The sequence below is a fragment of the Bacillota bacterium genome (assembly GCA_036504675.1).
Lineage (GTDB): Bacteria > Bacillota > Sulfobacillia > JAJYWN01 > JAJZPE01 > DASXUT01.
Genome location: DASXUT010000035.1, coordinates 1 through 20,184, shown reverse-complemented (window position 1 = coordinate 20,184; position 20,184 = coordinate 1). Strand labels below are relative to the sequence as shown.

The 20,184-nt window shown below is 65.7% G+C and carries 18 protein-coding genes and 2 tRNA genes; 18 read left to right on the top strand and 2 right to left on the bottom strand.

Translation table 11 applies throughout. From position 1 onward, the window contains the following. Positions 1 to 197 precede the first annotated feature (197 nt). The 3 genes from VGL40_02645 to VGL40_02635 are packed head-to-tail and all read left to right on the top strand — an operon-like array spanning position 198 to position 3,020. Positions 198 to 1,595: a GNAT family N-acetyltransferase gene (locus VGL40_02645; protein HEY3314168.1), complete on the top strand. Its 1,398-nt coding sequence runs from the start codon at positions 198 to 200 to the stop codon at positions 1,593 to 1,595. After that, positions 1,585 to 2,352, top strand: a complete 768-nt coding sequence (locus VGL40_02640) for a class I SAM-dependent methyltransferase (protein ID HEY3314167.1) — start codon at positions 1,585 to 1,587, stop codon at positions 2,350 to 2,352. Before VGL40_02645 ends, VGL40_02640 begins: the two co-directional genes overlap by 11 nt. After that, positions 2,349 to 3,020: a flavodoxin family protein gene (locus VGL40_02635; protein ID HEY3314166.1), complete on the top strand. Its 672-nt coding sequence runs from the start codon at positions 2,349 to 2,351 to the stop codon at positions 3,018 to 3,020. Before VGL40_02640 ends, VGL40_02635 begins: the two co-directional genes overlap by 4 nt. Here VGL40_02635 and VGL40_02630 read toward each other — a convergent pair. Then, positions 2,959 to 4,104 carry a hypothetical protein gene (locus tag VGL40_02630; protein HEY3314165.1) on the bottom strand — a complete coding sequence of 382 codons (1,146 nt, stop codon included), beginning with the start codon at positions 4,102 to 4,104 and terminating at the stop codon, positions 2,959 to 2,961. The two genes, VGL40_02635 and VGL40_02630, sit on opposite strands and share 62 nt — an antisense overlap. Before the next feature lie 269 nt (positions 4,105 to 4,373). Here VGL40_02630 and VGL40_02625 point away from each other — a divergent pair, with 269 nt between their 5' ends. The 7 genes from VGL40_02625 to VGL40_02595 all read left to right on the top strand — a co-directional run bounded on the left by VGL40_02625 (position 4,374) and on the right by VGL40_02595 (position 9,986). Next, positions 4,374 to 5,783, top strand: coding sequence for an NAD(P)/FAD-dependent oxidoreductase (locus VGL40_02625; protein HEY3314164.1), 1,410 nt, complete (start codon positions 4,374 to 4,376; stop codon positions 5,781 to 5,783). Between the two features lie 2 nt (positions 5,784 to 5,785). After that, positions 5,786 to 7,069 carry an adenylosuccinate synthase gene (locus VGL40_02620; protein ID HEY3314163.1) on the top strand — a complete coding sequence of 428 codons (1,284 nt, stop codon included), beginning with the start codon at positions 5,786 to 5,788 and terminating at the stop codon, positions 7,067 to 7,069. 45 nt (positions 7,070 to 7,114) lie between these two features. Then, entirely contained in the window at positions 7,115 to 7,741 is a 627-nt protein-coding gene (locus VGL40_02615; GenBank protein HEY3314162.1) for a DedA family protein, read from the top strand. Beyond that, positions 7,725 to 8,870 (top strand): GNAT family N-acetyltransferase, encoded by a 1,146-nt coding sequence (locus tag VGL40_02610; protein HEY3314161.1) that lies wholly within the window; start codon positions 7,725 to 7,727, stop codon positions 8,868 to 8,870. The genes VGL40_02615 and VGL40_02610 overlap by 17 nt, the downstream gene beginning before the upstream one ends. Before the next feature lie 159 nt (positions 8,871 to 9,029). Beyond that, positions 9,030 to 9,101 (top strand) — tRNA-Gly (locus VGL40_02605). Positions 9,102 to 9,267: 166 nt separating this feature from the next. Further along, positions 9,268 to 9,777: a DUF4760 domain-containing protein gene (locus tag VGL40_02600; protein HEY3314160.1), complete on the top strand. Its 510-nt coding sequence runs from the start codon at positions 9,268 to 9,270 to the stop codon at positions 9,775 to 9,777. A 137-nt stretch (positions 9,778 to 9,914) separates the two neighbouring features. Then, positions 9,915 to 9,986 (top strand) — tRNA-Thr (locus tag VGL40_02595). Between the two features lie 181 nt (positions 9,987 to 10,167). Here VGL40_02595 and VGL40_02590 read toward each other — a convergent pair. Then, positions 10,168 to 11,064, bottom strand: a complete 897-nt coding sequence (locus VGL40_02590; protein ID HEY3314159.1) for a peptidylprolyl isomerase — start codon at positions 11,062 to 11,064, stop codon at positions 10,168 to 10,170. 313 nt (positions 11,065 to 11,377) lie between these two features. Here VGL40_02590 and VGL40_02585 point away from each other — a divergent pair, with 313 nt between their 5' ends. The 8 genes from VGL40_02585 to scfB all read left to right on the top strand — a co-directional run bounded on the left by VGL40_02585 (position 11,378) and on the right by scfB (position 20,040). Next, complete coding sequence (locus tag VGL40_02585) at positions 11,378 to 11,827, top strand: hypothetical protein (GenBank protein HEY3314158.1); 450 nt, start codon at positions 11,378 to 11,380, stop codon at positions 11,825 to 11,827. 106 nt (positions 11,828 to 11,933) lie between these two features. Continuing rightward, positions 11,934 to 12,977 (top strand): DMT family transporter, encoded by a 1,044-nt coding sequence (locus tag VGL40_02580; GenBank protein ID HEY3314157.1) that lies wholly within the window; start codon positions 11,934 to 11,936, stop codon positions 12,975 to 12,977. 353 nt (positions 12,978 to 13,330) lie between these two features. Further along, positions 13,331 to 14,551, top strand: coding sequence for an alcohol dehydrogenase catalytic domain-containing protein (locus VGL40_02575; protein ID HEY3314156.1), 1,221 nt, complete (start codon positions 13,331 to 13,333; stop codon positions 14,549 to 14,551). 162 nt (positions 14,552 to 14,713) lie between these two features. Then, positions 14,714 to 15,871 (top strand): iron-containing alcohol dehydrogenase, encoded by a 1,158-nt coding sequence (locus tag VGL40_02570; GenBank protein HEY3314155.1) that lies wholly within the window; start codon positions 14,714 to 14,716, stop codon positions 15,869 to 15,871. Positions 15,872 to 15,908: 37 nt separating this feature from the next. Then, a complete protein-coding gene (locus tag VGL40_02565) occupies positions 15,909 to 16,340 on the top strand; it encodes an SCP2 sterol-binding domain-containing protein (GenBank protein ID HEY3314154.1) in 432 nt (143 codons plus the stop codon). A 6-nt stretch (positions 16,341 to 16,346) separates the two neighbouring features. Further along, entirely contained in the window at positions 16,347 to 18,227 is a 1,881-nt protein-coding gene (locus VGL40_02560; protein HEY3314153.1) for an aldehyde ferredoxin oxidoreductase family protein, read from the top strand. Positions 18,228 to 18,323: 96 nt separating this feature from the next. Continuing rightward, positions 18,324 to 18,485, top strand: coding sequence for a six-cysteine ranthipeptide SCIFF (gene scfA / locus VGL40_02555; GenBank protein ID HEY3314152.1), 162 nt, complete (start codon positions 18,324 to 18,326; stop codon positions 18,483 to 18,485). Between the two features lie 94 nt (positions 18,486 to 18,579). After that, positions 18,580 to 20,040: a thioether cross-link-forming SCIFF peptide maturase gene (gene scfB / locus VGL40_02550; GenBank protein ID HEY3314151.1), complete on the top strand. Its 1,461-nt coding sequence runs from the start codon at positions 18,580 to 18,582 to the stop codon at positions 20,038 to 20,040. Positions 20,041 to 20,184: the final 144 nt, after the last annotated feature.

The window sequence follows — 20,184 nt, the reverse complement described above, 5'->3', positions numbered from 1 at the left end:
TGGCCTATTAATGCCGTCCGCCGGACGGATCGGCGTTCGCCGGGACGGCCTGAGCCCCAGCCGTATCGGTGTCCCCGTGCCGGGGTCAATCTGGCCCCACGAATCCATGCTCATGCCTATTTGACACATGACAGTTGTCGGGTGTACCATGAGGTTACCCGTTACCCAACAGTCCCATGGTTCAGGAGGTTGGTCCAGTGAGTGGTTTCGACCCGGCCCAGAGCCTGATCCCCACTGAGGACTTCATCAAGATCGCCAGACAGCAGGGGATCGACATCAACCACCGAACCCTGCGGCTCTATGCCTCGCAAGGACTGCTGCCCCACGCGGTGGTTCGGAATCTGGCCGCGGGCGGGCGCAGCGGCTTCTACCCCCAGGACGTCCTCCAGACCCTCTTTCTCATCTCGCTCCTCAAGGAGCGCGGGCATACGCTCAAGGACATCCAGGGGCTTCTTGGCCGTCTGGGTGAGGTCGCCCGACAGCGCGGCGTCCCGCCGACAGTGGTCCATGCCGACTTGGCCATGACTTTTGAAGGCGGCGACGAGATTGAGCCTTTGGCCGGAAAAGACTATTGGCGCCCGATCAGCCGGCTCGTGGCCGAGGAACTCGTCAGACGCGGGCGGCGGGCCGGACAGGAAGACATTGAATCCATTGAACTCGTGGTCCGCCTCCGGGACTCGGATGAGGAGTTGCCTATCCTGCTTTACCTGTCACTAGAAGATGTCGCCTTCCGACGGCTCGGTGCGGACGACCGCGAGCAGTTGACAGCCTTCATCGCCGGGTGGACCCATCCCGAGGACCTGGAAGACGGCCTCATCGCTGAGTGGTCAGGGCTGGTCCTCGGCTATGGCGAGCTCGACTCCAACGGGATACCCCAGCTGCCGGGGCGCTTGACCATCGCCGGCCCGTACGTCCGCCCCGGGTACCGCGGGCAGGGCATCGGCAGTAAGCTCCTCCAGGCCCTGTTGTCCAAGGCCTCCGAGCGGGGCGCAGCGGTGGCCGAGATGACCATCCCGGCGGAGTCCACGACTCTGGGCCCCTTCATCTCCAAGAACGGCTTCTCACTCGCCGGGGCATACTGGCAAGTGGTTCATCCCCTGGAGCGGATACCGTCCGTCCCACTCCCTCAGGGTTATCACCTGCGGGCCTACCGCCCCGGCAGCGATGCCGCCGACTTGGCTTCGCTCGCTCGTAAGCTCAGCCGGGGGGCCAAAGAGCCCAGCTTCTCCGCCGAAGCCGTCCTGAGAAACGAGCGTCTCCCAGGGTGGCAGGCCGCCTTCCAGTCGCTGAGCCTGATCTGCAGGGGAGACGCCCCTGTCGGTCTGCAAGCCTTCTCCCCGGACGGCCGGGCCCTCCTCGAACTCTGTCCGGAGGAGTCGGCCGGACCCATCTACGAGGGGGTCCTCGGCGTCCTCCTGAACGAAGCGGCCAAGCGGTCCCATCACCCTGAGCTGAGAGCCTGGATCGGGGACTCCGGGCACGACGCCGTCAACCGGGCCGTCGCCCTGGGCTTTGAGATTGAACAGCACCTCGAGCGGTACGAGCACCGCCTCGCCTCGACCACCGGACCCGGGGGTGAGCCCCTTGGAGGTTGACCTGTCCCAGCCCTACAAGCACTTCGCCCGCCTCTACGACCAGGTCATGCAGGACGTCGGATATGACCTCTGGGTTGACTACATTGAGGCCATTCTCCAGCGTTTCGACCATCGTCCCGGGTCCATCCTGGATCTGGCCTGCGGCACGGGCAACAGCACCCTTCCATTCGCGCGGCGGGGGTACCAAATCATGGGCCTCGACCGCTCCCCGGAGATGCTGGCCAAGGCCCGGGAGAAGGCCGAGCGCGAAGGGCTGCCTATCGTCTTCGAGGAGGGCGACATGCGCCAGTTCTCCCTCCTAGAACCGGTGGACCTGGTCACCTGCCTTTACGACAGCATCAACTACGTCCTGGAGCTTGGCGAACTCAAGGAAGTCTGCCGTAGGGTCCACGCTGCCCTTAACCCCAAGGGGCTGTTCATCTTCGACGTCAACTCGGCCTACCGCCTTTCCCACATCCCCGACACGACCATGTTCGTCGAGGACAATGGTTTCTCATTGGTCTGGGAGAACCTCTATCACGCCCTCAACCGGATCTGGGAGATCCGGCTGACCGGCTTCCTGCGCTCCGACGGCGACCTCTACCGCCAGTTCAAGGAGGTTCACCGCGAGCGGGCCTACACCGTCGAAGAGATTGAGGCGGCTCTCAGGGCGGCCGGGTTCTCCATCCTCGCCGCCTACAGTGCCTACGGCTTCGACCCGCCGGACAGCGAGACCGCCCGCATCTACTTCGTGGCGGAGAAGGCGGGCGGAGCATGAGTGACCAACCGTCCCTCAAGATCCTGGCCTTCCTCGGCAGCCCGCGCCGCGGCGGGAACACCGAGATCCTCCTCGACGAGGCCGTCTCGGCGGCCCAGGCGGCCGGGGCCGAGACCGACAAGGTCGTCCTCAGCCGCCTCGAGTACGAGGGCTGCCGCGAGTGCGGCGGCTGCGATCAAACCGGGTCCTGCGTGGTCCAGGACGACATGCAGGAGCTCTACCCGAAGATCAGGGAGGCCGACCGGATCATCATTGCCTCGCCTGTCTTCTTCGCCGGAAGCACCTCTCAGACCAAGGCGATGTTCGACCGCAACCAGGCGAATTGGGTGGGTAAGTACAAGCTGAAGAAAAACCCCGAGGAGCGGCCGAGGGGACGTCTCGGAGCGATCATCGCCGTATCGGGGTTGAAGAATCCGGAGATCTTCCGGGGCCTCGGGGCCGAAGTCCGGGCCTTCTTTCGGACCAATGACGTCACCTACCTGGGTGGGTTATTCTTCCCTGGAATTGACCAGAGGGGCGAGGTTAGCGGGCACAAGGCCGCCCTTGAAGCCGCTGGTGAGCTCGGGCGCTTTCTGGCGGACGGCGGGCCGAGACCCGAGGCCCTGGTCAAGGAGCCGTGGGTCGGCCCGACGGCGGATCACCGTGATAGGGGACCAGGGCCAGATTGACCGGGGCATTCGCCCCCCCGGGGATCATGAACTGCATCCACAGCCCGATGCCTTCCCCCGGGACAAAGCGTCCGGCTATCACGGCCAGTCCGGGATCGGCCAGGGAGTCGGGGGACCAGGGCAGGTAGACTTCGCCACCGGCATCGATCCCGGCCGGGAGTTTGATCGCCCCGCCGAAATCCATGCCGCGGGGGTTGACCAAGACCGCCAGGTCCCGCCGGTCGCTGGCGGTGACCCACAGGTGGATCCGGTAGAGCAGGCCGTAGTTTCCGGGCAGCGGCTCAGGCCCCCCGACCGGGGTCAGGTGGTCCGAGACCATCAAGTTCGGGTCGATCAGGCCGTCGCCGCAGCGGAGGAAGGCCACCCCCCAAGACGTATCGTAATAGGGGTCAAACTCACCGCCGGCCGACGTGTTCAATTGCCGGTCACAGGTCGACGAGGTTCCACGGGTGAAGGGCGGCCCGGTCCTCGGGTGGGGGGCCAGCGAGGGATAGGCTTTCTCGACCAGGACCTCCGGGTCGCAGGCAACTACGGCCATTTCCGGAGGACCGCCGGGAAAGACGTCCAAATCTATGATCCCGCTGACGGTGAGTCCGTGGGCGATTCCTGTGGCCGCCAGAGCCGGGTCGAGGATAGCCGTTTCACCTTCGGCCAGGCGCTGCGCCGGGTACGTTTGCCCGTCACTGAGCCAGCGGTAGAGGGCCCTCCGCCCGGCGGGGAGGGGGTCGGACCATGGACCGGCCAGCCCGCGCCGGCGGATGGCCAGCCACGATCCGCCCGGCCCGCCCCTGACCACCACGGCCAACTTCTGGTCCCGCCCAGTCCCGTTCTGATGGTGGAAGAACACCCGTGAGGGTCCAGCCGGCAAGGCCGGTTCCCGGGCTAGGACCCGGTTGGGGCTGGTGTACGTCTCCGGATCGTTGGAGTAGAGCAGGGGTCCGCCGCTCTCGATGACCTCGAGGTTCAGGCGGCGGGCAGCGCTGGTGTCGAGCCCGTGCAAGTTGATGATCTGCCCCGGGGCCCCCCTACGCAGGTCCGCCACCAGCGCGGGCGGCGGCGTGATGACCCCCCTGTTGAGCGGCATCCATGGATTCCCCCTCCGTGGCCCGGGAGGCCACGTCACATCATACGGCGGAGAGAATCCCGGTGACACATGACCCAGGGCGAGCCACGAACGATAAACGGGTTTTTGCCGGGAATGTTCGGCAATCTGTTGACGGAAAGGCCCTCTCCTGCTATCATGAGTGTGGCTCTGCCACTTGTGGAAAGACTTTCGGCCGCCCCGATGTCCGTGGTCGGCCGTTGTTTTCTTTCCCCCACGCATACTAGGACCAGAGGAGGCGCTGGTCATCCATGCCGGAGAACGTGGAAAGCTATGATGTAACCATCGTGGGCGCCGGGCCGGCCGGCATCTTCGCCGCCTTGGAACTCGCCGAGAAGGCGCCGAAGCTTAAGGTCCTTCTCCTGGAGAAGGGGCCGGACATCAACCAGCGCCGCTGCCCCATGCAGGTCAGGCACGTCGGCTGCACCCGCTGCGAGCCATGCCTCATCCTCTCCGGCTGGGGCGGAGCCGGGGCCTTCAGCGACGGCAAGCTGACCCTGACCCATGCCGTCGGCGGATGGCTCGAGCAGTACGTCGGGCGTCAGCGCCTCGACGAACTGATCGGCTACGTTGACCAGGTCTACCTGAGGTTCGGAGCGCCGGAGGAAGTCTACGGGACCAACGGCGCCGCCTTTCGGGATTTACAGCGTCAGGCGGCCACGGCCGACCTGTCCCTGATCCCCACGCGGGTCCGTCACCTGGGGACCGATCGCTGCTACGACATCCTCTCGGCGATGCGCGACCACCTGGCCGACCGAGTCGACATCCGTACGCGGGTGCAGGCCGAGGAGATCCTGGTCGAAGGGGAGCGGGTGACCGGCGTCCGCCTGACCCGTGGAACGGTGATCAGGAGCCGTTACCTCGTGGTCGTTCCCGGGCGTGAGGGAGCCGAGTGGTTCACCGGACAGGCCAAGAAGCTCGGCCTGCCGCTGGCCAACAACCCCGTCGACATCGGAGTCCGGGTCGAGCTCCCGGCGGTCGTCCTCGAACCATTTACCAAGGAGCTTTATGAGGCCAAGCTCATCTACTACTCGAAGTCCTTCGATGACCAGGTCCGCACCTTCTGCGTCAACCCATACGGGGAGGTGGTCATCGAGAACACCGGCGGACTCTTGACCGTCAACGGCCACAGCTATTCCGACCAGAGGACGGAGAACACCAACTTTGCCCTGCTCGTCTCGAAGACGTTCACCGAGCCGTTCAAGGAGCCGCTCTCCTACGGTCGGGATATCGCCCGCCTGGCCAATATGATCGGCGGGGGAGTCCTGGTCCAGCGCCTGGGAGACCTGCTGGCCGGCCGCCGCTCGACCCAGAAACGCCTTCAGCGCGGGATGGTCGAGCCGACCCTCAAGGAGGCCACCCCGGGCGACCTCAGCCTGGTTCTACCTTACCGCCATCTGATCAGCATCCTCGAGATGCTGCAGGCGATGGACCGGATCACCCCAGGCGTTTACTCGCGCCATACCCTTCTGTACGGTGTCGAGGTCAAGTTCTATTCACAGCGTCTGGAGCTCTCAAAATCATTGGAAACCAAGGTCCAGAATCTCTTCGCGGCCGGGGACGGGGCTGGGGTCACCCGCGGGTTGGTCCAAGCCTCCGCGTCCGGGGTCCACGTGGCCAAGGAAATCCTCGGGCGCGAAGGGTTCGAGGGGGAGGGGTAGGCATGCCGTCGATCATCATCGTTGGCGCCCAGTGGGGCGACGAAGGTAAGGGCAAGATCACCGACTACCTGGCCGAGCAGGCCGACATGGTGGTGCGGTACCAGGGTGGGAGCAACGCCGGCCACACCGTGGTCGTGGGAAATAACGAATACAAGCTTCACCTGGTTCCTTCCGGCATCTTCTACCCGGACAAGCTCTCAGTCATTGGCAACGGCGTGGTCCTCGACCTCGGCCTCCTCGACCGCGAGCTGGATTACCTCAAGGATCAGGGGGTCACCCGACCGAACCTGAGGATCAGCGACCGGGCTCATCTCCTCTTGCCCTACCATCATCGCCTGGATGCCGCCGACGAAGAGCGGCGCGGGAAGAACAAGATCGGGACGACGAAGCGCGGGATCGGCCCGGCCTATGCGGACAAGGCGGCGCGCATCGGCCTCCGGGTCTGTGATCTGGCCAAACCGGACGACTTTCGCCGCCGCCTCCAGGTCGTCCTGGACGAGAAGAATCGGCTGCTCGAGCGGGTCCATGACCAGCCCGGGTTCACCGTTGACGAGGTGGCCGGGGAGGTCCTTCGGGTCTACGAACGCATCCGGCCCTTCGTCACCGACACGTCGCTGATCATCAACGAGGCCCTCGACGCCGGTCGGCGGGTCCTCTTCGAAGGGGCCCAGGGGACCCTCCTCGACATCGATCTGGGAACCTACCCGTACGTCACGTCGTCCCACCCGATCGCCGGCGGGGCCTGCATTGGAGCGGGGGTCGGCCCGACCCGGATCAACCGGGTCGTCGGAGTGATGAAGGCCTACACGACTCGCGTCGGCGACGGGCCCTTCCCGACCGAACTGGTCGATGAGAGAGGCGAGTGGATCCGCTGCCGGGGCTCCGAGTACGGCACCACCACTGGCCGCCCAAGGCGTTGCGGCTGGCTCGACCTGGTTATCGTCAGATACGCCGTAAGAGTCAGCGGCCTTGACCGTCTGGCCATCACCCGCCTGGATACCCTCGGCGGGGCGGAGCGGGTCAAAGTCTGCACCGCATACCGGCGCAAAGGCCAGATCGTCAAGGAGTTCCCGGCCTCCCTGGACGACCTGGCCGAATGCCAACCAGTCTATGAAGAGCTCGACGGCTGGCCGGCGGATATCGGTCGGCCGACCTCGGCGGCAGAGCTTCCCCGGGCCGCCGCCGAATACATATCCTTTGTCGAGGAGCAGACGAAGTGCCGGGTCGGCCTGGTCTCAATCGGACGGGAAAGGACCCAGACCCTGACCATGGCCGACATCTTCTGAGCCGCCGGCCAGGTTCTGGGCGAGGACGGCTCGAAGGAGGCCTCCATGGAGCTAGGTATCCTCGGTGGCTGGGCCGGGACGCTCTTCGACTGGGCCATGCGCTATGGTTACTGGGGGATCTTGGTGGCCTCCAGCCTGGAAGGGACCGGTCTGCCTGTGCCAATCGAGATCCCCTTCGCCGTGGCCGGGATCCTCATCGTTCAAGGGAAGATGAGTTTCCCTATGGCCTGGGCCGTCGCGGCCATCGGGGAGACCATCGGCAACCTCGGTGGCTACTGGATTGGCTATTGGGGCGGGCAGGCTTTCATCGAACGTTACGGAGCCAGGTTCGGCATCACCCAGAAAGAACTTGCCCGCGTCTCCGACTGGTTCGCCCGTTACGGCGGCGGGACCATCGTCCTGGCTCGCTGGTTCGGGATCATCCGGACCCCGACCATCATTGCCAGCGGCCTTGCCAAGATGCGCCTCGATGTTTACGTCGTCTACTCGCTCATCGCCGAGGCCTCCTGGACGGCCGGCTGGCTCTGGCTGTTCTACGCCTTCGGCGGGCGCTGGCATATCATCCTCAGATTCGTCAGGCCGCACCTGGCCGCGCTGGCCTCAGTGGCCCTGGTGGCCGGCTTCGGCTACTGGCTGTGGCGGAGGAACCGTAGACGTGACCCAATCAGGTGAGCTTGACGCTGAACGCCGGCCATACGAGATCGGCGCGGTGACCGAAGAGGTAGGATTGGCGGCCATCCGTGACGAATGGGAGAGCCTCCTCGAAGGAAGCCGGTCCAATCGCCCCTTCTCAACCTGGACATGGGCGGCCACGTGGTGGCGCCATCACCGCCGGGGGAAGGCCCTGTACCTTATCACCCTGCGGCGGCCCGGTGGGGAGTTGGCCGGACTCGCCCCGTTCTTCCGGCAGTGGCTGCTGCCCGGTCTGCCCCTGCTCCCGGTCCGTCGCCTACGATTGATGGGCGCGGGCAATAGTGACTATCTCGATCTGATCTTCGCCCGAGGTGAGGAGGAAGCCTTGGCTCGGGACTTGACGTCCTTTCTCGGGAGCCATCCCACTTGGGAGCTGATGACCGTCGAGGAGTGTCCCGGCGACTCACCGGCCCTTGCCGCCATCCGCCAGGCCGCCGACGAGGCCGGCTGGGGGTCGGCCTACCTGCCTCAGGAAGTCTGCCCCTATCGGCCACTCCCGTCGACCTGGGACGAATTCCAGCAGGACCTGGGCAAGAAGACCCGCAAGCACCTGGATTATTACCGGCGGCGCCTCGAGCGCGAGAGCAACTTCGAAATCAGACTGGTCGACTCCGGTGCCCATGTCGACCAGGCCATGGACGATTTCTTCAGTCTTCATAAGCAGCGGTGGTGGGGAAAGGGTATGCCGGGGAGTTTCGCCCTGCCCTCGGTCAGGCGGTTCCACCGCGACGTCGCCCGCCGCTTCCTGGATGAGGGCCGCCTCCGGCTCTACCTTGCCTACGCCGATGACCGATGCGTGGCTAGCCAGTACTGCTTTCGTACTGCCGACGGCACGTTCTACTATTCGGGCGGCTTCGACCCCAAATGGTCCTGGGCCGGGGTTGGCAACCTGGTCCTGGCCCACTCCATCCGGCAGGCCATCGACGAAGGCTCCCCGGCCTTCGATTTCCTCCGCGGAGCCGAAGATTACAAGTACCGTTGGACCTCCGTCGACCGGCGCAACTACCAGTTCTCGGCCGTCCGCCCCGGGTTCCCGGCCCAGCCCCTCCTCGGCCTACTCGACCTCCAGAACCGGGCCGGCCAGGCGATCAAGGAGAGGTCGCACTGAGAACCAAGATCGGGATCGACAACGACGGCGCTCGGCCGCCAACATGCCCGGCAGACCGGCCGATCCGATGACCAATGATCCATGGTCCGCGCCGCGCTTGTGCCGAACCGCGCTGACTTGCAATGAGCCTTCGAGTTGGGTTATAATGAACTTTGCAACGCGGGAGTAGTTTAGTGGTAGAACGTTGGCTTCCCAAGCCGAAGGCCGCGGGTTCGAATCCCGTCTCCCGCTCAAGCCGGCCGGTGAAACACCGGGCGGCTATGTTTTTGTTCAAGACCCCTGGGCCATTAGACCAACGCGAAGCTCGGCCGTCCTCTGAATCCTTTATTTGCCATCCCGGACGAGCTGTGCTAACATTTAGTCAGATCGCGAATGACACGGACAGGGGGAATCACCATTGCCCAAGCCGACCTACCAAGATGCCGAGTTGGTCTTGAGGCTCTATGACCTCAGGCGCGAAGAGGTCATGCGCCGGGCCCGCAAGTGGTTCATGGGCGAATTCTCGGCCAAGACCCTTGCTGAGTTCAAGGCCCAGTGCCCGCCCGGTTCCGACACCAACGCCTATTTCCGCCAAGTGGTCAGCTATTGGGACATGGCGGCGGCCATCGTCCTCCAGGGTGCTCTCCACGAGGACCTGTTCTTCGCCAGCGTCGGCGAAGACATCGGCGTCTGGATGCAGGTCCAGGCATTCATCGCCGAGCTCCGTGCCGAGCGCAAGAATCCACGCTACCTGTCCCAACTCGAAGAACTCGCCCGCCGGCACATGGCTTGGCGTGAGCGCAAGTTGGCCGAGACGGTCCAAGCGAGCGGAACCGGAGAGCGCAAGAAGATTCGCCGAACCGCCCGAACGACCAAGCCGGCGGCCAAGGTTGGCCCGAGGAGACGCCCGGGGCGTCAACGACCGTGAGCACGAACAGACCCGGCCCGCGCCGGGCAAGAGTCGCCCGCAAAGCCTTTCCGCTCTAAGTTTTGCAGGCTGTTGCCGGAGCGGCCGAAATGTGCTATCATAAACAGCGACAGCGCGGCTCACAGACGAGCCGCAATGCCGGCGTAGCTCAATGGTAGAGCAGCTGAATCGTAATCAGCAGGTTGCGGGTTCAAGTCCCATCGCCGGCTCAAGGCAAGCCCCAAGCGGGAGCTTTTTCCTTTCAGATGGTCGGACAACGTCCGGCCATCTCTTGTTGTCCGACGGCACGGGCCGGCCGACCGGCCCGGCCACAAGAGGACTCGGTGCCGATGCAGAACCAAGAGGGCCGGAGGCTCCCGCCCCCGGCCCTCAATCTTGCCTCAGATCGAGCTACTTCTTCTCCAGGCTGTTGCTGATCTTCGCCGTCGCCTTGAGGCTGTCCATCCAGGTCTGGTACTGGGCGCTCACGCCCTGGGCGATGACGGCCTCCTTGACATAGTTCTTGCTGGCCTCGAAGGTCGGGGCTGTGCCCTTGATCTCGAGGACCTGGACGATGTGCCAACCGTACTGGCTTTGCACCGGCTGGGAGACCTCGTTGACCTTCAGAGCGAAGGCGGCTTTCTCAAAATCGGGGTCCATCTTGTTGCGGCCAAACGTGCCCAGGTCGCCGCCCTGGTTCTTGTTGGTGTCGTCGGTCGACTTCTGCTTGGCCAGAGCGGCGAAGTCACCGCCCTTGTCCAACTGGGCCTTGATCGTCTTGGCCTCGGCTTCGGTGGCGACGAGGATGTGCCGGGCGTGGAGCTCGCGCTTATCGAACTGGGCCAGATTGTCCTGGAAGTACTTTTGAAGGGCGGCGTCGTCGGTCGGGACATCCTTACCGATGATCTTTTGGACCTTCAGCTGGAACAGGATGTTGTCCTTCAGTTGGGCCAGGGTCATGCCGTTCGACTGCAGGGCTTGGTCCAGCCCACTCTGGCCGCCAAAGCGATCTTCCAGCTTCTTGACCTCCGCGCTGATCTCGGCGTCGGTGACCGTCGCCCCGGCCTTCTTCAGCTGCTGGTCGAGCAACAAGTCGGTGATCAGACCGTCGACGGTCTGAGCCCCGTAGTCCTTCACCATCTTATTGTACAACTGGGTCTTCGTGATTGAATCCCCGTTGACCGAAGCGACGCTTTGGAGATCGGGTTTGACTGAACGGGCGCCCAGGGCAAATCCGCCGACGCCGGCGACAATCAACGTTGCCACGACGGCGACGATGGTTACCGTCCACTTACTGAAGTTCCGCAATGTCTGGTCCTCCCCACATTAAGGATCGAAGAGAAGTCTGGCTCCTGTTCATTTCGGAGTCTCGGCCGCGTTCTCCTACTCGGCCGGGGCAGCGAAATCATGGGGCAGTTGGGAGGATTGGCTTTGGCCTCGGTCGCCCGCTGCTTTGTCGGAACCTCCTCGGACCGCTGGCTGCAGGCGCTTTGGCCGGATGACCGGCGCTCTTGGAACGCTACTCCGAAAGGACAGTCTGGGGCCGATGAAGAATTCTTCGTCCGGCCGACGAACACCCAACATGGCCACAACCCCGGTCATCGATGGAAAGGACCAACCAATGAGACACACCACTGTCATCACGGCAATCAACCTCCGCGGAATCGTCGAAGGCCTGGCCGAGTTGATCCTTCCCGACCAGATCCCGCCCCGGACGCTCTTTGCTCTGGTGAACCCCCCCGAGTCGGCGCTGGTCACCGGGGACGACGAGGTCAGGGCCCATTTCCAGGTGGGCAAGCCGGTGGTCCGGGAACTCTGGCTGCAACGGGCCGAGCCCTGGGCCCGTGGCACCGACGGACGGAGATCCCTCCGCCAGGCCGGCGGGGCCGGCACCGCGGCCGAAGGGGTGGTCGTCCAAGTCACCGGGCCGAGGACCTTTTGCCTGGACGGCGATCCCGGAATCTCGGTCGAATGCCACGGTCAGCCGCCGCGTCTCGGGCAGTGGGTTCGGGTTCGCGGTACTCTGTTGTGTCTGAACGAGCAGGGCGGCTTCCAGACCGGCAGGGATTGACCGGGAAACGGCGTAATCAAGAGACCCACAAACCTACTTTCGGTCCCGCGAAACGGGGCCACGAGCCAACGGCGGCATCTATCCGACGGCTCCTCGGGAGCGAATCATGACCAAAACCCAGCAGTGGGCAGAGGCGCGCGGCACAGCCGAGCCCAAGCCCCAACCGCCGAAGCCGGGATCACCGGGACTCCGACCCGGGCCGACCGGACCCCACGCCACCTCCCCCCAAGAGCCCGTCGCCCAGGGCACCACCGCGCTGGCCACCGGGGCCATCCTCTTGGCCGTCACCTTCTGGGGCCTCTCCTACATGAGCACCAAGGTGGCCCTGAGAGAGGTCCCGCCTACGACCATCGGGGTGCTCAGGTTTGCCATCTCTACGGCCATCCTCTGGCTGATGACCAGGTGGACGGAGCCGGCGTCCCGCCTTCGCCGGGCCGACCTCCCCCGAATCATCCTGGGCGGACTCTTGAGCGTGACGATTTACTTCTACTTTCAGAACGCCGGGATCCAGCTGACCTCCGCTTCGAGCGCGTCGTTGATCGTGGCGTTGATTCCCATTGTCACCATCATCCTCGACGTCCTCGTCTTCCGGACGAGGCTCTCGGCCCTGAGGGTCCTCGGCGTCGTGGCGGCCATCATCGGCTCTTACCTGGTGATCACCAGCAACGGCCGGATTGACCTGACTTCCACCGACTTCCGAGGCAACCTGTTCCTGGTCGCGGCCGTCCTGGCCTGGTCCGGCTACACGCTCCTGATGAAGGCCTTCTCCGGTGCCTACTCGAGCCTTTTCCTGACCGCCCAACAGAACCTCTGGGGCACGGTCTTCCTCATTCCCCTGGCCTTCTTCGAAAGGCACGAGTGGCGGGCCATCTCCATGCCGACCTTTGGCCACCTTCTCTTCCTGGGCATCTTCTGCGGCGCGGTGGCTTACCTGTGTTACAACGTGGCTCTCGCCCGGCTTGATGTCGCCGCCACCACCCTCTACCTCAACCTCGTTCCGGTGATCGGCGTGCTGAGTGGTTACCTCATCCTTCGAGAGGCCGTCGGTCCGGCCCAACTGTTCGGGGGAGCCATTATCATCGTTGGCATCCTCATGGTCAGTTGGACGGGCGCAGCTCGGGCCGGGAGACAAAAGCGCGCCGTGGGGTGATCCAGGTGGCGGGCCTGGATGATTTCGCCGTCAGGAGCGGTCGGGCCGAGGACATTCCGGAGGTCCTTGAGGTCATCGGCCGCTCTTTCCGCTTCCGCTACTACGGCGGCGGCAATCCGAACGCCGGCTTCGCCAAAGTCGTGGCCCCGGTGGGGGGCGCCCCGCCCGGGGAGAACCCGCCTGGGTGGCCTTGGCCCTCCCTTGCCGCGCGGCGCCAGGTACGCCCTCAGCATCCTCTTTCCACCGCGTCACCCCGACCCCGGACAGCATGTGCTCTGAACCGCTGCGGCCGGCCGGATCACCGTCGCCCCGCCCCGGAACTGGCCGATGCCGCACTGGAGGAGAACGAAACCATGAAAGCCGTTCAGTTCACCGACGACAAGGCCCGGTACGTTTGGGGCAAGATGGTCGGCTCGTTCAGTCCTTCCGTCCACTGGGGCGCCTTAGGCAACCTCCTCTACCGCGAGGTGCCGGAGCCCGCCCTGCCCGGCCCGCGCTGGGTCCGCGTCAAGACCCGCTACTCCGGCATCTGCGGCAGCGACCTCAACCTGGTCAGGCTCCACAACAGCCCCTCGCTGTCCCCCTTCGCCTCCTTCCCCTTCACCATCGGCCACGAGAACGTCGGCACCATCGCCGAGGTCGGAGCGGAGGTCAGAGGATTTGCCATCGGTGACCGGGTCGCCGTGGACCCGCTCTTGGCCTGCGCCGCCCGAGACATCGAGCCGTCCTGCCCGCACTGCCGCCGGGGTGATTTCTCAATCTGCGACAACTTCGCCCGTGGCCGACTCTCAGCCGGGATGCTCATCGGGAGCTGCCGGGACACCGGCGGGGGATGGAGCGAGTCCTTCGTGGCCCACGCCTCACAGCTCTTCCGCCTCCCGGACCGGCTCCCGGACGAGGAGGCCGTCCTCGTCGAACCCCTGTCCTGCGCCCTCCACGCCGTGGCCCGCCACCCTCCCGCCGAGGACCAGGCCGTCCTGGTCATCGGCGTCGGCATCATCGGTCTCGGCGTCATCGCTTCCCTCCGGGCCCTCGGCCACAAGAACCGCATCGTCGCCTTGGCCAGGCACGGCCACCAGGCCAGGGCGGCCGCCAACCTGGGAGCCGACGACGTCGTCCCGGCCCGTGGCCGGTATGATCAGGAGGTCGCCTCGCTCCTCGGGGCCCGCGCCTACCGCCCGGTCCTCGGGCCGCCAGTCTTCCGTGGAGGTCCCGGACTAGTGTACGAGTGCGTCGGCACCTCGAGGAGCATCAGCGACGCCCTCCGGCTGACCGGCGCCGGGGGCCGGGTCATCCTGGCCGGGCTGGCCTCGACCCCCAGGGGCGTTGACTGGAGCCGCGTCTGGGTCAGCCAATTGACCATCGCCGGGACCTACGCCAGCGGTCTCGAAAACATCGGCGGACGAAGCGTGCCTACCTTCCAGAAGGCCATCGAACTGATGGCCGACGGCGCCGTGACCTTTTCCGACTTCCTAACCCACCGCTTCGCGCTGGCCCAGTACAAAGAGGCAATGGCCACGGCCATGGACAAGCGGGGCAGTGGCGTCATCAAAGCCGCCTTTGCCTTTGAGTGAGCGGGGCGCCGACGGGTTCGCCCGCCCCGCCTTATTCCGCCCGCCCCGCCTCATCCCGCCCCGTTGCGTGACCGCTCACCTTTTCCCGAGAATGGCAGGAAACCGTTTCTTGCCCACGGAAATATTCAGACACTTAAAACCGGAGCCAAGGGGGAATCGACCGTGTTGCCCGAGTTTCTGGACTTCTCCATGCGAACCCGGGTGATGGGCGCGCCCGGCCTCGTACGTGAACTGGGCGACCAGGTCTCGCGAATCGGTGGGACAAGGGCTTTCGTGGTCGCCGACCGGACCCTTGAAAAGCTCGGCCTGGTGGGCCGGGCCGTGAACGGGCTGACGGCCGGCGGCGTGGCCGTGGCCGGTCAATTCCTCGACGTCCCACCGAACTCGGATGTCGGGGTGGTCGAGCAGGCAGCCGCCGCCGCGGGACGGGCGGGCGGGGACGTCCTCGTGGCCATCGGCGGGGGGAGCGTCATCGACACCGCCAAAGGGATGAACATGATCCTCTCCAAGGGTGGCTCACTCATGGATTACCAGGGCCTCGGCCTGGTCAACGACCCCCTTGGCAAGCTGGTGGCCGTGCCGACCACCGCCGGGACCGGGAGCGAAGTCACCAACATGGCCGTCATCAAGGACCCCGAGGCCAGGGTCAAGTACAGTTTCACCAGCCCCTACCTGGGCCCTGATCTGGCCATTCTCGACCCGGAAGTGACCGTCGGATTACCGCCGCAGTTGACCGCCTCCACCGGGATGGACGCCCTGACCCACGCCGTCGAAGCCTATCTATCCCTGTCGGCCAACCCGGTCAGCGACGCGCTGGCCTTGTACGCCACCAAAGTGGTCCGCGACTGGTTGCCCAAGGCCACCCATGAGGGCTCCAACGTGGAAGCTCGCTACTGGATGCTGATCGGCAGCAATACGGCTGGGGCGGCCTTCTCCAACGCCCTGGTCGGCTGCGTTCATGCGATGGCCCACGCCCTCGGCGGCCTCTTCAGCATCCCACACGGCCTGGCCAACGCCGTCCTCCTAGCCCCCGGGTTGGAGTTCAACCTCGACTTCGCCGCGGCCAGGATCGCCGAACTGGCCCCGGCCTTCCGACTGGCCCCGGCTGCGGCTGAGGAGGCGACCGCCAAGGCGGTCGTCGAAGCGGTCAAGGCTTTGGCCAAAGAATGCGGTCTCCCCGACCGCCTGCGCGACCTCGGGGTCCCGCCCGACGGCCTGGAAGCGGCGGCCGAAGCGGCGGCCGCGGATGGAGCCATCTTCACCAACCCCCGCCCGGCGACGGCTGAAGAGCTCCTGGAGGTCCTGAAGCGAGTCTTCTGAGACCGCGTAGCGCGAAACCTGAGGAGGTGCTTCAAGAATGGCGGTGTTCAAGGACGCGGCCGAGGTCTACCAGTGCATCGGTGGCCTTTTCGAGCGGGCCAAGTCCGATCCCCTGTCCCAGAAGGTGGCCGACTCCAAGATCTCCGTGCGGTTCAACTACAGCGAGCCCGACTCGAGCATCACCGTGGATGCCAAGAACCCCCCGCCGGGCGCCCCTTACGCCGTCTACCAAGGGGACTCCCCGTCCAAGCCGGACGTGGTCATGACGATGAAGGCCGATGTCGCCCACCAGTTCTGGCTCGGCAGGGTCAACCTCGTGGCGGCTCTGGCCAAGGGCCAGATGAAGGCCGTCGGGCCGATTCAGAGCATCATCAAGCTCATCCCGGTGATCAAGCCGGCCTTCGAGCTGTACCCCCAGTACCTCAAGGAAATCGGCCGTTCCGACCTGGTCAGTGAAGGCGGGCGGTGACGACCTATGACCGCGGGCTACATGGGCCGTCTGCTCCAGGCCGACCTGACCAGCGGGCGACTGGAGGACCGGCCCCTCGACCCTGAATGGCTGCGTCAGTACATCGGCGCCGGCGGCCTGGGGGCGCGCTACTTCGCCGATTTCGTCCGTCCGGCCGGGCCGAGCCGCCCCGCCGCTCCAGACCCCTTGGGGCCGGACAACCCGCTGATCCTGATGACCGGCCCGATGGCCGGCACGCCGTTGCCCTCCGCCTCTCGCTTCAACGTGGTCGCCCGTTCCCCGCTCAGCGGGATCTGGGGCGAGTCGAGCGTCGGCGGTTTCTTCGGGCCGCACCTCAAGTTCGCCGGCTATGACGGGATAGTCGTCACCGGGGTCTCCGACCGGCCGGTCTACCTGGCCATCGATGACGGCCGGCCGGAACTGCGGGACGCGGCTGACCTCTGGGGGCAGGACACCTATCAGGTCCACCGTCGCTTTAGCCCCGAAGGCTGGCGGGTCCTGTCCATCGGCCCGGCCGGCGAGCGGCTGGTCAGGTTCGCCTCCATTGTCCACGACTCCGGGCACGTGGCCGGCCGGGGCGGTCTCGGCGCGGTGATGGGAAGCAAGAAGCTGAAAGCCATCATCGTCCGGGGGCGCCGCCCGGTTAAGCTGGCCGACCGCGCCGCGGCCGACGCCCTGCGCCGGCAGATCCTCGAGCGCGGTAGGGAGAGCATCACCTTCCAGACCTACCGTGAGGTCGGGACGATCTCCGCCATCGAGATCAGCCTGATGATGGGCGACGTCCCCGCCAAGCACTGGACCGAGGGGCTCTGGGAGGAAGGACTGCAGGCCCTCGGCGGCAACAACTATGTCGCGACCATCTTGTCCGGCCGCAAGACCTGTTTTGGCTGTCCCGTCAGTTGCAAGCGCGTGGTCCGGGTGGACGGCGAGCCCTACCCGGTGGAGCAGGGTCCCGGACCGGAGTACGAAACCGTCGCTTCCTTTGGGACGATGCTCAAAATAGACGACCTGCGGGCGGTGGCCAAACTCAACGAGATCTGCAATCGACAAGGGCTTGACACCATCAGCTGCGGCGGGACTCTGGCCTTCGCCTTCGAGGCCTTCGAGCGGGGGCTCATCGGCCGTGGCGATACCGGAGGCCTCGACCTTCGCTGGGGCGACCCCGACGCCGCCATTCAGTTGACCACTCAGATCGCCAGGCGGGAGGGCTTCGGCGAACGCCTGGCCGAAGGCTCGGAACGCTTCGCCTCCACCCTGGGCCGCGAGGCTCAGGGCTTCCTGATGACGGTCAAGGGGGTCGAGCCGCCCTACCATGACCCGCGAGCCATGCACGGCCTGGCCCTCCAGTACGCCACGTCAGACCGCGGGGCGTCGCACCTGTCCGGGCTGACCTACTACGCCGAACTCGGAGCCGTCTATCTCCCCGACCTCGGGGTCGAGCCGCCGGAGTCCGCCCAGACCAGCGAGGGGAAGGCGGCCCTGCACGTCCGGGCGCAGGACGCCGGCCAAGTCCTCGGCGGGGCACTGGCCTTCTGTTACGTCGGTGGGTCGATCATCAGCGGCGAGGAACTGGTGGCCGGGCTCAAGGCGGTGACCGGCTTCGATTTGACCATCGAGGAACTGCTCACCGTCGGCCGTCGCATCTGGACCCTGAAACGCCTCATCAACTGCGCCTTCGGGATGGCCAGAGCCGATGATCGGGTGCCCCGGCGCTTCCTTGAACCCCTGCCCGACGGTCCGGCCGCCGGCTCCGTCCCCGACGTCGAGCGGATGCTCGACGAGTACTATCGGCTCATGGGGATGGACGAGACCGGCCGACCGGCTCGGTCCGAGATCGAGCGCCTCGGCCTGGACGAGGTGGCCGGCCGCCTCTGTCCCGGGCTCTGATACCCCGGGCTCTGACGGCGGTGGACGGGGCCTTCCGCCTTGTGCTATAATTCAGGACGGCAAAGCATCCAGGACCTGTCGAGGGAGGAAAAGAGTGTGTCCGAGCCCAAGAAGAGCGGGGCCCAAAAGCACGTCCGGACGGTCGTCAACCCCTTCAAGCGGGTGACCCCCGACGAGCGGTGTGTCAATTGCCAGACGTCGTGCCAGTCGGCCTGCAAGACCTCGTGCACCGTCGGCAACCAAGTCTGCCCCCGCTGACCCGGCGCCTTGCATCGGCCGTTTCCATTTAACGTCCGGTGACTCACGTGAGCTTGGAGTCAAGCCCGTCCATCAGCGGGACGGGCTTGTTCATTTGGCAAAGGACCGTGAATCGACATTGACCAAGAGCGGCCAGATCCACCGGTTCGAAGGTCAGGGCGAGCGACTCGTCCTCGATGTCAATAGCGGGGCCCTCCACATCGTCGACCCGGTGGCCTGGGACATCCTGGACCTCGACGACGGCGGCCTGATCGACCTTGGCCGGGCGTCGGGCGAACTGGCCGGTAGATACGGCCCGGTCGAAGTCAAGGAAGCCTGGACCGAGCTCAAGGCCTTGGTCGGCGACGGCGCCCTATGGTCCCATGAGCCGGGCCCGGATGAGCTATTGGGCCTGACCGGCGACCCGCCCGGGGGTCCTTCCCGGGATTCTCCCCGGGGGCCGGGCGGCGGACCGACTGTCCATGCCCTCTGCCTTAACCTGGCCCACGACTGCAACCTTGCCTGCCGCTACTGCTTCGCCGGCCAGGGCCCCTTCGGTGGGGAGCGGCGCCTGATGCCCCTGGAGACGGCCCGGGCGGCGATCGATTTCCTCATTGGCGCGTCCGGCGATCGTCGCCACCTCGAGATCGACTTCTTCGGCGGTGAGCCGCTGCTGGACTACGACGTCCTGACCGAAGTTATCCCCTATGCCCAAGAGCGGGCGGCCCAGACCGGTAAGGTCTTCAAGTTCACCCTGACCACCAACGCCACCCCGCTCGGTGACGAGGTCATCGCCTTCCTCGACCGCTACCAGGTGGCCCTGGTCCTGAGCATCGACGGACGTCCCCAGGTCCATGACGCGATGCGCCCATTCCGCAACGGGCGGGGCAGTCACGCCACGGTCCTGGATGGCATCCGCAAGGCCGTCGCCGCCCGCCAGGGCCGCGACTACTACCTCCGCGGCACGTACACCCATCACAACCTGGACTTCAGTGAGGACGTCCGGTATCTGTCGGATCTCGGGTTCGACCGCCTCTCCCTCGAGCCCGTCGTCGGCCTTCCCGGCGACGAATACGCCCTGACCGAGGAAGATTTGACCCGGGCCGAGGCCGAGTACGACCGGCTGACGGCCTTCTATCGGGGCCGTCTGGAGGACGGACGACCGCTGGTCTTCTTCCACTTCGAGCTGGAGGACCAGAGCGGCCCGTGCCTCAGGAAGCGGGCCACCGGATGCGGGGCCGGTCACGAGTACCTGGCGGTGACCCCCGACGGCGACCTCTACCCGTGCCACCAGTTCGTCGGGAGGGAAGCCTTCCGGCTCGGCGACCTCCGGTCGGGAATCGTCCGGACCGACGTCGTCGAACGCTTCGCCCGGATGAGCGTCTTCACCAAACCCCGCTGCCTCGGATGCTGGGCCCGTTTTCACTGCGGCGGCGGCTGCAGCGCCAACGCCCACCTGGTGAACGGCGACCTCAATGAGCCGTATGCGGCCGGGTGCCGGTTGCAGAAGAAGCGGCTGGAATGCGCGCTGTACCTACAGTATCGGAAGGCGCTACGAGGGGCCGGTCAAGGCTGACATGGGCGGGACGCAAGAGCCGGATGCTCGCAAGAGCGCCCGGCTTTATTCGTGCGGCTTCGGCGTCCATGGCGGGACCTCCCGGGCTGGCAGTGTAAAGTTTAGGTAGGTGAGTCCGGGGTCCATAAAGAATGAGAGACCCTG

Bases quoted from the DNA above. Each gene is read 5' to 3' on its own strand.
- VGL40_02635 (HEY3314166.1), top strand. From the start codon at position 2,349: ATGAGTGACCAACCGTCCCTCAAGATCCTGGCCTTCCTCGGCAGCCCG.
- VGL40_02630 (HEY3314165.1), bottom strand. From the start codon at position 4,104: ATGCCGCTCAACAGGGGGGTCATCACGCCGCCGCCCGCGCTGGTGGCG.
- VGL40_02625 (HEY3314164.1), top strand. From the start codon at position 4,374: ATGCCGGAGAACGTGGAAAGCTATGATGTAACCATCGTGGGCGCCGGG.
- VGL40_02620 (HEY3314163.1), top strand. From the start codon at position 5,786: ATGCCGTCGATCATCATCGTTGGCGCCCAGTGGGGCGACGAAGGTAAG.
- VGL40_02615 (HEY3314162.1), top strand. From the start codon at position 7,115: ATGGAGCTAGGTATCCTCGGTGGCTGGGCCGGGACGCTCTTCGACTGG.
- VGL40_02585 (HEY3314158.1), top strand. From the start codon at position 11,378: ATGAGACACACCACTGTCATCACGGCAATCAACCTCCGCGGAATCGTC.
- VGL40_02580 (HEY3314157.1), top strand. From the start codon at position 11,934: ATGACCAAAACCCAGCAGTGGGCAGAGGCGCGCGGCACAGCCGAGCCC.
- VGL40_02575 (HEY3314156.1), top strand. From the start codon at position 13,331: ATGAAAGCCGTTCAGTTCACCGACGACAAGGCCCGGTACGTTTGGGGC.
- VGL40_02565 (HEY3314154.1), top strand. From the start codon at position 15,909: ATGGCGGTGTTCAAGGACGCGGCCGAGGTCTACCAGTGCATCGGTGGC.
- VGL40_02560 (HEY3314153.1), top strand. From the start codon at position 16,347: ATGACCGCGGGCTACATGGGCCGTCTGCTCCAGGCCGACCTGACCAGC.